The sequence below is a fragment of the Clostridium sp. K13 genome, from assembly GCF_019734195.1.
GTDB lineage: Bacteria > Bacillota > Clostridia > Clostridiales > Clostridiaceae > Clostridium.
On sequence record NZ_JAASHM010000012.1, the window covers coordinates 21221 to 36691 of the forward strand.

General features: G+C 30.5%; 8 protein-coding genes. All 8 read left to right on the forward strand.

Annotated features, from left to right (window positions below):
- Positions 1–10: 10 nt before the first annotated feature.
- The 8 genes from ruvB to HCG76_RS08850 all read left to right on the forward strand — a co-directional run bounded on the left by ruvB (position 11) and on the right by HCG76_RS08850 (position 15245).
- The gene (gene ruvB / locus HCG76_RS08815) at positions 11–1042 is read left to right on the forward strand and encodes a Holliday junction branch migration DNA helicase RuvB (protein WP_221700012.1); all 1032 of its coding nucleotides are present in this window, start codon (positions 11–13) and stop codon (positions 1040–1042) included.
- Between the two features lie 10 nt (positions 1043–1052).
- A complete protein-coding gene (gene queA, locus HCG76_RS08820; protein ID WP_221700011.1) occupies positions 1053–2078 on the forward strand; it encodes a tRNA preQ1(34) S-adenosylmethionine ribosyltransferase-isomerase QueA in 1026 nt (341 codons plus the stop codon).
- A gap of 31 nt (positions 2079–2109) precedes the next feature.
- On the forward strand, positions 2110–3249 hold the full coding sequence (gene tgt / locus HCG76_RS08825; protein WP_221700010.1) for a tRNA guanosine(34) transglycosylase Tgt: 1140 nt from the start codon (positions 2110–2112) through the stop codon (positions 3247–3249).
- 155 nt (positions 3250–3404) lie between these two features.
- Positions 3405–3680: a preprotein translocase subunit YajC gene (yajC, locus tag HCG76_RS08830; protein ID WP_195987633.1), complete on the forward strand. Its 276-nt coding sequence runs from the start codon at positions 3405–3407 to the stop codon at positions 3678–3680.
- A 54-nt stretch (positions 3681–3734) separates the two neighbouring features.
- A complete protein-coding gene (locus HCG76_RS08835) occupies positions 3735–4112 on the forward strand; it encodes a TIGR04086 family membrane protein (protein WP_221700009.1) in 378 nt (125 codons plus the stop codon).
- 300 nt (positions 4113–4412) lie between these two features.
- On the forward strand, positions 4413–10313 hold the full coding sequence (locus HCG76_RS08840; RefSeq protein ID WP_221700008.1) for an alpha-amylase family glycosyl hydrolase: 5901 nt from the start codon (positions 4413–4415) through the stop codon (positions 10311–10313).
- Between the two features lie 259 nt (positions 10314–10572).
- Positions 10573–13584, forward strand: coding sequence for a S8 family serine peptidase (locus tag HCG76_RS08845; protein WP_221700007.1), 3012 nt, complete (start codon positions 10573–10575; stop codon positions 13582–13584).
- A 113-nt stretch (positions 13585–13697) separates the two neighbouring features.
- The gene (locus HCG76_RS08850) at positions 13698–15245 is read left to right on the forward strand and encodes an LPXTG cell wall anchor domain-containing protein (protein WP_221700006.1); all 1548 of its coding nucleotides are present in this window, start codon (positions 13698–13700) and stop codon (positions 15243–15245) included.
- Positions 15246–15471 lie beyond the last annotated feature (226 nt).

Consider the following 15471-nt stretch of genomic DNA (forward strand, 5'->3'; position numbering starts at 1 on the left):
GTGATAGATTTTGGAGAGAATTATCACGCCAGATGAGATTCTGGAAGATGGAAACAATGAATTAAGTTTAAGACCTCAAAAAATTAATGAATATATAGGTCAAGATAAAGTTAAAGAAAGGCTTAATATTTTTATTACGGCAGCTAAAAGAAGAAATGAAGCACTAGATCATGTATTATTATATGGACCACCAGGTTTAGGTAAAACTACATTAGCAAATATAATTGCAAAAGAAATGGGTGGAGATTTAAAGATTACTTCAGGTCCAGCAATAGAAAGAGCAGGTGATTTGGCTGCAATATTAACAACATTAAAAGATAATGATGTTTTATTTATTGATGAAATTCATAGATTAAATAGAAGTGTTGAAGAAATATTATATCCAGCAATGGAGGATTATGCTTTAGATATAGTTATAGGAAAAGGAGCAGCAGCTAAATCTATTAGATTAGATTTGCCACATTTTACTTTAATTGGAGCTACAACTAGGATTGGTATGCTAACTTCTCCATTAAGGGATAGATTTGGTGTTCTTTGTGATATGGTATATTATACAGAAGAGCAATTAAAAGAAATAATTGTACGTTCTGCATTTGTACTAGGGTGTAATATAACTGAAGAAGGTGCATATGAAATTGCAAGACGTTCTAGAGGTACACCAAGAATTGCTAATAGATTATTAAAGAGAGTTAGAGACTATGCTGAAGTATATTCAGATTCTTTAATTAGTTATAAAGAAGCAAAGGCTGCTCTTGAACTTTTAGAAGTAGATGCTCAAGGCTTTGATAGAGTTGATAATAAAATATTAGAAGCTATTATCGACAATTTTAACGGGGGGCCTGTAGGTATTGAAACATTATCTTATTTTATTGGTGAAGAGCTAGGAACAATAGAAGATGTTTACGAACCTTATCTTCTTCAAAAAGGATTTATTGTTAGAACAGCTAGAGGAAGAACAGCAACAGATAAGGCATATAGTCATTTAGGAAGAGAAAGAGGTAAAAAAGTTACAAAAAGACAAACAAGTTTTTTTGAAAGTTAGGAGATATATAATGAAAACAAGTGATTTTGATTTTTACTTACCAGAGGAGCTTATAGCTCAACATCCATTAGAGAAGAGAGATTATTCTAGATTAATGGTTTTAGATAAGGCTACTGGAGAAATAGAACATAAACATTTTTATGATGTTATAGAATATTTAAATTCAGGAGATACATTAGTTTTAAATAATACTAGAGTAATGCCTGCTAGACTTATAGGAGAAAAGTCAGAAAGCGGAGGGAAAATTGAGTTTTTACTTCTAAAAAGAATAGAAGGAGATAAGTGGGAGTGTTTAGCTAAACCAGGAAAAAGAGCTAAAATAGGAACTGAATTTACTTTTGGAGAAGGTAAATTAAAGTGTAAGGTTGTAGATATTGTTGAAGAAGGAAATAGAATAATAGAATTTTCTTATGAAGGAATATTTGAACAAGTTTTAGATGAACTTGGAGAAATGCCACTTCCACCATACATAACAGAAAGACTAGATGATAGAGAAAGATATCAAACAGTTTATTCTAAGGAACAAGGTTCTGCAGCAGCTCCAACAGCAGGATTACACTTTACAAAAGAGCTTTTAGAAAAAGTAAAAGAAAAAGGTGTAAATATTGCTTATGTTACATTACATGTAGGGCTTGGAACATTTAGACCAGTTAAAGTAGATGACGTAAATGAACATGTTATGCATTCTGAATTTTATCATTTAGAAGAAGAGGATGCAAAGATAATTAATGAAACAAAAAAAAGAGGAAATAAGATTATCTCTGTTGGAACGACTTCTACAAGAACTTTAGAAACAATTGGTGATGAGAATGGTTTTGTAAAGGCACAAAGTGGATGGACTAATATATTTATTTATCCAGGATATAAATTTAAAGTAGTTGATAAGCTTATAACTAACTTCCATTTACCAGAGTCAACATTAATAATGTTAGTTTCTGCTTTAGCAGGAAAAGAAAAAGTAATGAATGCTTATAATGAAGCTGTAAAAGAAAGATATAGATTCTTCTCTTTTGGAGATTCAATGATAATAAAATAATAAAAAACATGAGTTAAAAGGACGTGAAGTTTTGAGTAAAAGATATACGCTGTTAAAAAAAGACGGTAAAGCAAGAAGAGGTAGATTTGAAACACCTCATGGAACTATTGAAACACCAGTATTTATGAATGTTGGAACTTTAGCTGCAATTAAAGGTGGAGTTTCTTCAATGGACTTAAAAGAAATAGGATGTCAAGTTGAACTTTCAAATACATATCACTTACATTTAAGACCATCTGATAAAGTAGTTGCTAAAATGGGTGGATTACATAAGTTTATGAATTGGGATAGACCTATATTAACAGATTCAGGCGGATTCCAAGTATTCTCATTATCATCAATGAGAAAAATCAAAGAAGAAGGAGTTTATTTTAACTCACATATAGATGGTAAGAAAATATTCATGGGGCCAGAAGAATCAATGCAAATTCAAAGTAATTTAGCATCAACTATAGCAATGGCTTTTGATGAATGTATACCAAATCCATCAACTAGAGAATATGTAATAAATTCAGTTGCAAGAACAAATAGATGGTTAGATAGATGTATCGCTGAAATGAATAGATTAAATTCATTACCAGATACAATAAATAAAGAACAAATGCTTTTTGGTATTAACCAAGGTGGATGTTATGAAGATATAAGAATTGAGCATGCTAAGCATTTAGCAACATTAGATATGGATGGATATGCTATTGGTGGTTTAGCAGTTGGAGAAACTCATGAAGAAATGTATAGAATTATTGATGCAGTTGTTCCACACCTACCAGAAGATAAGCCAATATATTTAATGGGAGTTGGTACTCCAGAAAATATAATAGAAGCTGTAGATAGAGGTGTTGACTTCTTTGATTGTGTTCTTCCAGCTAGAAATGGTAGACATGGTCATGTATTTACAGGTCAAGGTAAAATAAACTTAATGAATGCTAAGTTTGAATTAGATGAAAGACCAATAGATGAAGGATGTCAATGTCCTGCATGCAAACACTATACAAGAAGTTATATTAGACATTTATTTAAAGCAAAAGAAATGCTTGCATTAAGACTATGTGTATTACATAATCTTTACTTCTATAATAAGTTAATGGAAGACATAAGAACTGCCATTGATAATGGAACTTATAGTGAGTTTAAAGAGCAAAAGCTTAGAGAATGGAATATAAAAAAATAAAATTTTAAAAATAGTTTTATGAATAAACTATTAAAGTTTAGCATATAGAGTAGTCATAGAATTGACATATAAATTTAAATAAAGTATCATATTTAATGACTAGTAAAAATTATAATGTATTGTTTTTTACATAAATGAGAAGGGAAGGGATTTTAATGCCACAATTATTAGCTACATTATTACCTTTAGTTGCGATGTTTGCAATTATGTATTTCTTATTAATTTTACCAGAAAAGAAAAGAACTAAGAAATATAATTCAATGTTATCAGAGTTAAAAGTAAATGATGAAGTTTTAACTAGAGGTGGAATCATTGGGAAAATCATAACAATTGAAGAAGATCAAATGGTTATCCAATCAGGTCCAGATAGAGTTAGATTTAGAGTGACTAAAAACTCAATAGCTCAAAAATTAAATAAAGACGTTGCATAATAAAGAATATTACCCCTTTTTACTTCATAGAATGAAGTAAAAGGGGGTATTTTTATGGAGTGGAAAGATTATTTTAACAATGTTCTAAAGGGAGTTGTTGGAGCAGTTGCAGTAGCTACTATATTAACTGCTATCTATTCATTGATTATGAACTTTATAGATTTTAGCTCAGGTGTAGATAGTGCTATTAATGTTGGTTTAACAAGTATTAGTTTAATATTTGGAACAATATTAGCAGCTAAGCTATATGGAAGAAAAGGGTGGTTAATAGGACTTTCAGTTGGAGTATTATTTTACATAGCTTTATATGCAATAGGAGTTTTATTTGGAGCAGAGGCTACTTTAGGGCTATATGATTTGATTAAATTTTCACTTTGTGCTTTAGTTGGTATTCTTTCTGGGATGTTAGGAATTAATTTAGGAAGAGACTAAAAAGAGGTTGTATAAAACATAATTATGAATATAACAAATATATTCATAACAGTTTTATACAATCTTTTTATGTTTAACTAATAATTATACTATAAAAAAGTCAGGTAATAAATAGAATTAAGATATTTTGTAATAATATCCAAAAAATAAAAAAATATAGAAATAGTTATCGTAATGATTTACAATAATAATGTAAAGTGGATTTAGAAATAGACTAATTTAAAATTTAATGGTAACGATTTCTGAAAATTAAAAGGGTATATTAGGCTATTTTTAAATTGAAAATAGGGAGGAGATTTTATGAAGAAAAATGGAGTTCTAAAGTACAAATGGCAAGTATCAATAATGACCTTAGTGTTCTTTTGTCTAAGTTTGGTACCGTTTCCTAGCAATGCTGTTAGTGCTTTTGCGGAAACTGTATTAAAAAGCCCTGTAATTAATAGTGATGGAACAGTTACGTTTAATTATCAAGGGAATGGGACAGAAGATGCTGTTAAAGTAAAAGGAGAGTTTAGTGGTTGGAATACAATTGATATGGCAAAAGGGGAAAATAATATTTGGACAACCACTGTAGAAGGAATATCAGGAATAAATGAATATGGAATTGTAACATGGTCTCCAGATACTACGGAACAAGAGTTGGGAGATTGGAAGGGTGACCCGTTAAACACATATAAAAAAGGTAATAATCCAGCTGTAGTGGTTAACCCACAAATAAGCAATGAGAAGGTTACATTATATTACTTAGGTAATGGAACAGAAACTAGAGTGGCTGTTAAAGGTTCATTTGATAAGGATTGGGGTGTTTTACATGAAATGACTAATGAAAGTAGCTCAAATATTTGGTCAGTAACTATGGATATAGCACCAGGAAATTATCAATATGGTATAGTAACATGGTCTCCAGATACTGTAGATCAAGAATGGGGAGATTGGAAAGGTGATCCTTTAAATCCAGAGCATGAAAAAGAAGGGAATTTTACTTCTAATGCCATACTTGTGGTTGAAGGTGAATCAGCATTAAAAAGCCCACAAATTAATGATGATGGTACTGTAACATTTAGAGCTGAATATGAAGGTGAAGCTTTATATTTAATAGGTTCAATGGTTGAGTGGAATACATCAAAAGAAATAAAAATGGAAAAGAATTCAGATGGAATTTTTTCTACAACAATTAAGTTAGAACCTGGAACTTACGAATATAAATTTAAACCTAATCCAGGAGATAATTGGGAAGGAGCATTTATAGATCAATTAAATTCTGAAGTAGCAAATGGAAATTCAGTTGTTATTGTACCAAAAGGTGAAGAAAAGAAAGTTATAAAGGTTAGATTCATTAAAGATGACGAAACTAAATACGAAAACTGGGGATTCTGGACATGGTATCCTGGTGAAGGTGGAAGATTTGTTGAATTTGATTATGTAGATAAAGAAGGAGCATATTCTTTATTAGAATTGCCTGTAGGTGTAAATTCAGGTGAGTTTGGAATTATAGTTAAACAAGGTCAAGATTGGAGTAATAAAGCAACTGGGGATTTAAAATATGAAATTTCAGAATTAAATAATGATAATAATGAAATTGTTGTAACTTACGGTGAAAAAGAAAAGCCAAAGAGTGTTGAACAAAGAGCATTTATAAAGAATTATGAAAATCTTACTGTAAACACTCATTATAAAAGAAATAAAAAAGATTATGATAACTGGAATTTATGGACATGGTTAGAGGCAGTAGAAGGAGCAGAAGGAGAAAAAGTAGAGTTTACTTCAGAAGATAGCTACGGAAAAGTAGCAACTAAAGTATATGAAAATTTAGTTAATGATAACAAGGTAGGTTTCATTGTTAAGAGAACAGAAGGAGACAATGAATGGGCTGAAAAAGATGTAGATAGTAATAGATTTATTGATTTAAGACATGTAGCTAATGATGGAACATTAGATATATACGTAGGTCAAGGTAAAGAAACATTTAGTTATCATTCACCAGTAGCTTCCAAGGAGATAACTGATTTAGATGGACAGGTTAATGGTGATATGTTATACCATAATACTTGGGAGAGTCTTTACAAATATCCATTTGGAGCAGTTGAAGAAGGAACTGATGTAACAGTTAGAATGCATGCTCAAAAGGGTGATTTACAATATGCTAGAGTATTAGTTAGAAATACAAATACTAACAGATCAGATCTTTACAATATGGAAAAAGTGTCTACTATAACAGTAGATGAAGAAGAGGTTGATATATGGGAAGCAACATTTACTCCAGATGAAATAGGAGTTTATGGATATAAATTTATTGCTGGTGATGGAGATACAGCAAAATATTACGTTGAAGATGGTTATGAAGGTAAAACTGGAACTGTTGGAGACAAGAATGGACTATTCTTCCAATTAACAGTTTATGATAAAGATTATCAAACTCCTGATTGGATGAAAGAAGCAGTTGTATATCAAATATTCCCAGATAGATTCAATAACGGGAATACTTCTAACGATGATGCAAAAACAAATGCAAGAGGAGAAGAGCCTATTGAAGTACCAGAATCATGGAATTCACTTCCTGATAATCCTAGATTAGGTGAAAAGAATATGTCTGATATAGATGGTGGATATTCTGGAGATGGAATATGGTCAAATGATTTCTTTGGTGGAGATATTAAGGGAATTCAAGAAAAATTAGATTATTTACAAGGCTTAGGTGTTAATACATTATATTTAAATCCAATTTCTATGGCAGCATCAAATCACAAATATGATGCAACAGATTATAAATCTTTAGACCCTATGTTTGGAACTGAAGAAGAATTTAAGTCATTTACTAAGGAATTAAAGAGTAGAGGAATGCACTTAATTGTTGATGGTGTATTTAACCATGTAGGTGATGATTCAATTTATTTTGATAGATATGGTAAATATGATACTGTTGGTGCTTATGAATATTGGGAATATGTATATGACAAAATGAATAATGAAGGATTAACAGAAGAAACTGCTATGACTAAAGCTGATGATTATTTTGTTAAATCTGGACAAGTATTTAGTGAAGAAAAGTGGCACTTATGGTTCAATATTAAAAATTCTAAAGTTGATGTTGGAACAACAAATGAAAGATATGATTATCAAGGCTGGTGGGGATATGATTCATTACCAGAATTTAAATCATTAACTAAAGATGAAGCTATTGAATTAGGATTAGCAAGTGCAAGTGATGAGTTTGTTAATAAATCTAGTGAATGGAATAATAAAGAATTAGTTGATTATATCTATAAAGATGAAGATTCAGTGGCTAAACAATGGATTGATTGGGGAGCAGATGGATGGAGACTAGATGTTGCTAACGAAGTTGATACTGTTTTCTGGAATGACTTTAGAGAAGTTATGAAGGAACATAATGAAGACACACTTATTTTAGGTGAAATATGGGATGATGCTTCAAAGTACTTTGTTGGTGATCAATATGATTCTGTAATGAACTATAGAATTAGAGCAGCTTTAATTGATTATTTAAAAAATGGTAATGCTACTAGATTAAATGATACATTAATGGCTGTTTACGAAGATTATCCAGAAGAAGCATTTTATGCATTAATGAATTTAATGGGATCACATGACGTTGCAAGAGCTATATATGTACTAGGTGGCGGAGTAGATTCAGAAGAAAGAGCTGAATTTAGTGATTATGATAAAGCTTTAGGAAAACAAAGATTAAAGCTTGCAGCTTTATTTGAATTTGGATATGCAGGAGCACCTACTATTTATTATGGAGATGAAGCTAGTGTTACAGGTTCTAAGGATCCAGATTGTAGAAGAACTTATCCATGGGGAAATGAAGATGAATCATTAGTAAGCTTCTATGAGGCTATTGGATCAGTTAGAGAAAATAATAAAGAGTTATTCTCTTATGGAGATTTAACAACTTTATATACTGGAGCTGAAGGGGTGTATGTTTATGGAAGAAGCTATGAAGATGAACATGCAATAGTTGCTATTAATCCTACAAATACTGATGCAAAAGTAACTATAGATTTAAAAGAGTTTACTGGAAATGGCACAAAATTTATTGATGGATTAGATTCTTCATATAAAGTAACAGTAAAAGATGGAAAGGCTGAAATTACTATTCCTTCAATGACAGGAAGAATGATGACAAGCACTAATGTTATAAAATTACCAGATTCAGTTAATAAGGTTACAGGTACAGAAGGTAATGGAGAAGTAACTTTAAAATGGGATGCTGTAAAAGATGCTAAGGAATATAAAATTTATTATTCAAGCTTTAAGGGTAGCTTAAAAACAGAAGTAAAGACAGTAGAAAATACTGAAGCTACAATTGATGGGCTAGTAAATGGTAATAGATTATATTTTGCAGTAAGTGTAATAGATAAAGAGGGAAATGAGTCAGTTCTAACTTGGAGTGATGAATTAACTCCTCATTCAAAAATTACATGGTTTGGAAATCTAAGTGATGTAAAAGTAGATAAAGTTGATATTTCAACACCAATAAATGTTAATGCTGAAGTTTTCATAGAAAATATTTCTAATGAGGAAGGTGTTTCAGCAGGTTTAGTTGGAAGATTATTAGTTAAGTATCCAGGAGATAAGGAATTTACAGTAGTTAAAGCAAATTACTCTGGTGAGGCTGGAAACAATGATATGTTTACTGCTTCATTTATAGCAAATAAGTCTGGAAAATATGAATATAAATATGAATTTACTACAAAAGGAACTTATGGATTTAATGATGAAAATTCAGTAAGCTATACAGAAGTGAAAGTATTTGAATTATCATCAGTTGAAGATGGGATTCCAGCAGAGGCAATAGAACTTAAAACTCCAGAGGAACAATCAGGAGAAGTTAATTTAAATTGGAGTGTTGTTGGAACAAATAATATTACTTTATATGAAATTGTAAGAAATGGAGTTGTTGTTGCAAGAATTCAAGATGGTTCTATAGTATCTTATAAGGATACGGATGTTAGAAATAAAACAGAATATAAATATGAAGTAATAGCATATACAAATGGAGGAAACTCTGTTAAATCAAATGAGGTTACTGTTACTCCAGATTTAGTAATGGTAGAAGTAACATTTAAATTACATGCACCTTCATATACTCCTCTTGATGCAACTATAACTATGCCAGGAGTAATGAATGGATGGGACGTTAATTCATGGGAAATGAGTAGAAATGGTGCAGTTACTGCTGACTGGACTTATACTATTTCAGTTTTAGAAGGTGAAACAATAGAGTATAAGTATGTTAAAGGTGGAGAATGGAATCAAGAAGCATTAATGAATTACTCAAATCCAAAAGCAGCAAATCAAAGTAAGTATGGATGTACAACTGGTGAAGGTGGAAATGAAAAAATCACTGTTGTAAATCAAGGTGATGGAAAAATGTTAGTTGAAAATGAAGTGGTAAGATGGAAGGATATGCCTGTAGTTGTTTTAGACCCTTCAAATGGAAGCTATACTAAAAATGAAAGTATTACTGTTAGAGGTAATTCAATGTTAGATCCTAATTTAACAATAAATGGTGAAGCTGTAGCTGTTGATGAAAATGGTAACTTTGCACATGAGGTAAAATTAAATGTTGGTAAAAATAATATAGCAATTCATATTGAACCAACTGAAGAAAATAAAAATAATCCTGATATATTTAACAATAATGCAGAAGCTATAGGTTTTGCAACTAAGGATTTAGAATTAGAAATTACTAGATTAGGAGAAGGGGAAGAAATTCAAGCTCCAGTAATCAATGTAGAGGATAAGGTTATTAAATTAGGTGATACTTTTAATCCTTTCCATGGAGTAACAGCAATTGATTCTTTAGGTAATGATATTACTGAAAGATTAGAAATTGTGGAGAACACTGTTGATACATCAAAAGAAGGAGAATATAAGGTTAGATATAAAGTTGTTGATGATAACGGCAGAGAAACATCTAAGGAAATAAGGGTAACTGTAATAAATGATGAAGAGGTTGAAGTGCCAGGTGATGGTGATGATTCCGATAAGCCAGGAGTTGATATTAAACCAGATGGTGGAAATCAAAATGGTAATAATAGCAACAATAATAATAACAAACCAGGAAATATACCTCAAACAGGAGGAACTAATACAATTTACTATGTAATTATTGCATTAGTATTAGTTGCTGGAGGAGTATATTTTATAGTAAAAGGTAAGAAAAAAGTAAATTAAATTATTTAATAAGCTAATATTATAATGCCAATAGGATTATTTCTTATTGGCATTATTTTTTTATTATGATAATAAAATTAAAATTAAAATTAAAATTAATTCACTAAAAGTTAAGTAAACGTTTATATAGTGGTGAAGTTTACATAATATATTGTAAAAAAATAAGAAAAATACTGATAAACACTTGATGAATAGAAACAAAAGGTAGACAATAAATACAATATATATAAATATATTGAAATAAAAAGGTGGATATTAGATGAAAAAAAGAAATTTTAAATTTATGTCCATTGTTATGACTGCAATTATGTCTATAACATTATTGGCATCAAACAAAGGTACGGAAGCAAAGGCATATACTTTAGAGAAAAGTAAAAATGCTAGAAAAACATTATTAGAAAATTTGGAAAGTAAAATTTTAAATGGGGACAAATTTTCAAATGTGGAAGTATTAGAAGTAGATAATGAAAACTCAACATTAGATGAATTAGGTAATCCAGAAGAAAGAGTAAGAGTAATAGTTGAGTTAAATGATACTCCAGCAACTTTAATGTTAGAGGATGGAGAACAACCAACAGAAGAGTTGATTGAGAAGGTAAAAGAAGCACAAATACCTATTCAAGAAGAAGTAATGAATGAAACTGGAGAAGAAGTTAGACATACCTTCGGAAATCTTATTAATGGATTTTCTATAGAGGTAAAAAGAAAGGATATAGAAAAAATTGAAGAGGTTGATGGAGTAGCAAGGGTTAAAGAAGTAAAGATTTATTATCCTGATGTAAACTCCGCTAAAGAATTTACTGAAGCTTTAAGTGTTTGGAATGATTATGGATATAAAGGTGAAGGATTAGTAGTATCAGTAATAGATACAGGGATTGATCCAAGTCATAAGGATATGAAGTTAACAGATTCATCAAAAGCTAAGTTAAATGAAGAAAATACTAATATAGGACTAGGAAAGTTTTATACTGATAAAGTTCCATATGGATATAACTTTGCAGATGAAAATGATGAAATTTTAGATATCGGTGGTAGTATGCATGGGATGCACGTTGCAGGGATAGTTGCTGCAAATGCTTCACAAGAGGAAGTTAATAACAATGCAGGTGTACAAGGTGTTGCACCAGAGGCACAAGTACTTGCTATGAAAGTATTTACCAATAATCCTGAAATAGAAGGAGCATTTTCAGATGATATAATAGCAGCATTAGAAGCATCAGTTGAATTAGATGCTGATATTATAAATATGTCTCTAGGTTCTACAGCAGGGTATAGAGATGCAGAAGATCCAGAACAAGTTGCTATAAAGAATGCAACAGATGATGGTGTTATTTGTGTAGTTTCAGCAGGAAACTCTGCTACATCATTAGATCCTTATATAGTAAGCGGAGTAAGTGATACGGCAGTTGTTGGTTCACCAGGACTTGCAAGTGATGCACTACAAGTTGCTAGTAGTGAAAACTCTGTAATTACTTTACCAGCTTTAGAAGCCAATATTGGAAGTGAAACAAAATTAATAGGATACACTCAATGTGATGTTAATCCTATGGAAGTTTTTCCTTCAGATAAAAGTTTAAGCTTAGTAGATTGTGGCTTTGGTAATCCAGAAGATTTTGAAGGAAAAGATTTAACCGGAAAAGTTGCATTAATAAGTAGAGGTGAAATTACTTTTGTTGAAAAGCAAATAAATGCACAAGCTGCTGGGGCAAGTGCGGTAATTGTTTATAATAATGTAGCTAATTCAGCTCATATTAATATGGCTAGTGATAATAGTATTAAAATACCTGTAGTATTTATTACAAAGGAAGATGCAGATCTTTTAAAAGGTGCTCCATTAAGTGAAGCTACAATTTCATTTAAAGGAGAGGTTGTTAATATAGCAAATCCACAAGCAACATTAATGTCAGATTTTACATCATGGGGACCAGCACCTAATTTAGAGTTTGCTCCTCAAATTACAGCAGCAGGTGGAAATATTTACTCAACTTTAAATAATAATAGTTATGGCTCTATGAGTGGTACATCAATGTCCTCACCACATGTTGCAGGTGCTACAGCATTAATTATTCAAGGATTAAAAGATAATGGAATAGAACTTGAAGGAAGAGAATTAGTTGAGTTTGTTAAGAAGACAATTATAAATACTGCAGAAACTTTAACTGAAAAAAATGCTTTGGAGGAAGAAAATATTCCATATTCACCTAGAAGGCAAGGTTCAGGAATGATTCAGGCTAAAGAAGCAATAAAGAATAGAGTTTTAGTTACTGATGAAAGCGGACAAGCTACAGTTTCTTTAAAGGAAATAGGAAATACAACATCATTTAAGTTAACTTTAACTAATTATAGTGATAAGGAAGAAAAGTATACAGTAGAATCATTAGGTGATGTATTAACTGCATTTACTCCTACTATGATTGGTGGAAATATAGTTGGAGTTATGGCTTTTGATACAGTATTAGAAGGTGCAAGCTTAACATTTGATAGTAATAAAGTTACAGTTCCTGCTAATGGATCAGTTAATATAACTGTTACATTAAATGTAGAAGAAGGAACTGTATCAAACAACTTTGTAGAAGGATTTATTAAATTTATTGCAGAAGATGAAGATACACCATCATTAGTAGTTCCTTATATGGGGTATTATGGTGATTGGAGTGCAGAAACTATAATAGATGGAGTTGCATGGGATAATGAAGTAATAGTATCACCAAGTTTTGCAGCAACAGAAATTTTAGGAGAATATAATTATGCAGGGTATGTTGGAAGAGATGAAGCAGGAAATGTTATCATAGATTCAGATAAAATTGCTATTTCACCAAATGAGGATGAATTAGGAGATGAATTCTTCCCGGCCTTATATTTCTTAAGAAATGCAAAGGAAATTTCAGTTGACTTATTAGATGAAAATGGAGACGTAATTGCTAAAAATGTTTCTGCTGGAGTTGATTTTAGAAAGAAAGTACTTAGTAGTACAGGTGGATCATCAGCATCAGTATATAATGATATAGCTTGGGATGGTAAAGTATATAATAAACAAACTGGTAGTGAAGAAGTAGCAGAAGAAGGACAATATTATTTAAATTACAAAGCTAAAGTTGATGGGGATAATACTGATTATCAAAACTTCATTATGCCAGTTAAAATTGATTTAACAGCAATAGACGTTAATTTACTATCTAATATAAAATCAGAAACATCAAATTATAAGCTAGAATTAAATTTTGATGGTGAATTAGAAAATGGTAATTTAAACAATTACTTATTGCAGTAAATGGTGAAGTATTAAATGATGAAACATTAGCAAATGGAGTTGTTGATGGAGATAAGTTTGCTATTGATTTAACATTAGTTGATAATGCTGTTAATACTATAGAAGTTTTAACAATGGACAATGCTTACAATATTGGTGATGACGAATTTAATGTTGCTGTTGGAGAAAGTGAAGCAAGTGTTAAATTAGTTAATTTCCCAGATGCAGATTATTTAGATAGTACTGAATTGGTAGTAGAAGGTGTTTACTCTGGACCGGTAGATAAAATATTAATTAATGGAGAAGAGCCAGATACTAAAGAAAATGGAAAGTTCACTAAAGTAGTAACTCTTGAAGAAGGGGAAAATACTGTTAAGTTTTATGCAACAGATATTTCAGGTAAAGTAATAGCTAATTATGGACATAAAGTATATTGTGATATTACAGCACCAACTTTAAATGTTTTTGAACCAATTGTTGGGGAAGATGGAGTTTTAGTTACAGCTAATGATTCAGTTATAGTAAAGGGTTCAGTATCTGATAAGTCAGAAGGTTATTCTTTATATTTAAACGGTGAAAAGAAAATGACAGTTGTACTAAGTGGAAGTAATGAAGAAAGTAACTATAGAGAATTTGAATATGAAGTTCCTGTTGTAGATGAGGATATAATAACATTAAAGGCAGTAGATTTAGTTGGACATGAAACAATTAAACAAATAAAAGTAAAAGTAGATAAGACTATACCTACTATAAATATTGAAGGTGTTGAAAATAATAGAGTTTACAATCAAAATGTAAAGCCTGAAATATCAGTTAATCCAGAAGATGCTACATTTACAGCAACTTTAAGTGGAAAATCTTATGATTTAGAGGAAATAACTGAAGAAGGAGTTTACCAGTTAGTAATTACAGCTATAGGTATTAACGGAGTAGAAAATAACTCAGTTATAAACTTTACTATAGATAAAACAGCTCCAATTATAACAGTAAATGGATTAGAAAATGGTAAGATATATGATACAGATGTAATACCAAATATAAAAGTAGAAGAAGCAGCAACAGTTTCAATTAAATTAAATGGTGAAGATTATGATAAAGCAGCAATAAGTGAAGAAGGTAAGTATGAATTTATAATCAAAGCTGTAGATGAAGCAGGTAATGAAACTGAAGTAGTATATAATTTTGAGATAGATAAAACTGCTCCAGAAGTTACTGTTGAGGGTGTTATAGATGGTATGAAGTATGATAAAGTAGTGAAACCAATTATAACAGTTGATGAAGATACAGAGTTAGTAATGACTTTAAATGGAGAAGATTATATTGGAAATGAAATAAAGGCTGAAGGTAATTATGTATTAAAAATAGTTGCTACAGATAGAGCAGGAAATGTAACTGAAGTAGAATTAGAATTTTCAATTAAATATCCAGGTTCTTCAAATGAAAATCCAACTCCGACACCAACACCAAATCCAGGAACAGGCAGTGGAACAGGTTCAGGAGTAGTAAATGATGATAAAAATAATATAGATAAGGGGAATGGAAACAAAGGTAATGGAAGTAATAATATAATTACTACAATACCTAAAACAGGAGGAACTAATAGTATTTACGTTATAGCAGCAGCATTATTATTAGTAGGTAGTGGAATATTTATGGAATCTAAAAAGAAAAGAAGTAAGTAGTTTAAAGAACATGCCTCTTTAGGGGTGTGTTCTTTTGCTATAAATAAATATAAGTTTAACATAAAGTTAGAATGAATTTTACAATTGATTATTATAATTAATTATATAATTAGCTTTGACAGAGAAGTATTATATAAAATAAAAATACGAATATTATATAGAAAAATATATAAAATAATTTACCTTTTTTAATATATGTAATAAAATATAGATAAATAAAGTAAGT

What these genes read in the sequence shown, in the direction of transcription:
- queA (WP_221700011.1), top strand. Translation starts at nt 1,053, where the DNA reads ATGAAAACAAGTGATTTTGATTTTTACTTACCAGAGGAGCTTATAGCT.
- yajC (WP_195987633.1), top strand. Translation starts at nt 3,405, where the DNA reads ATGCCACAATTATTAGCTACATTATTACCTTTAGTTGCGATGTTTGCA.
- HCG76_RS08835 (WP_221700009.1), top strand. Translation starts at nt 3,735, where the DNA reads ATGGAGTGGAAAGATTATTTTAACAATGTTCTAAAGGGAGTTGTTGGA.
- HCG76_RS08840 (WP_221700008.1), top strand. Translation starts at nt 4,413, where the DNA reads ATGAAGAAAAATGGAGTTCTAAAGTACAAATGGCAAGTATCAATAATG.
- HCG76_RS08845 (WP_221700007.1), top strand. Translation starts at nt 10,573, where the DNA reads ATGAAAAAAAGAAATTTTAAATTTATGTCCATTGTTATGACTGCAATT.
- HCG76_RS08850 (WP_221700006.1), top strand. Translation starts at nt 13,698, where the DNA reads ATGGACAATGCTTACAATATTGGTGATGACGAATTTAATGTTGCTGTT.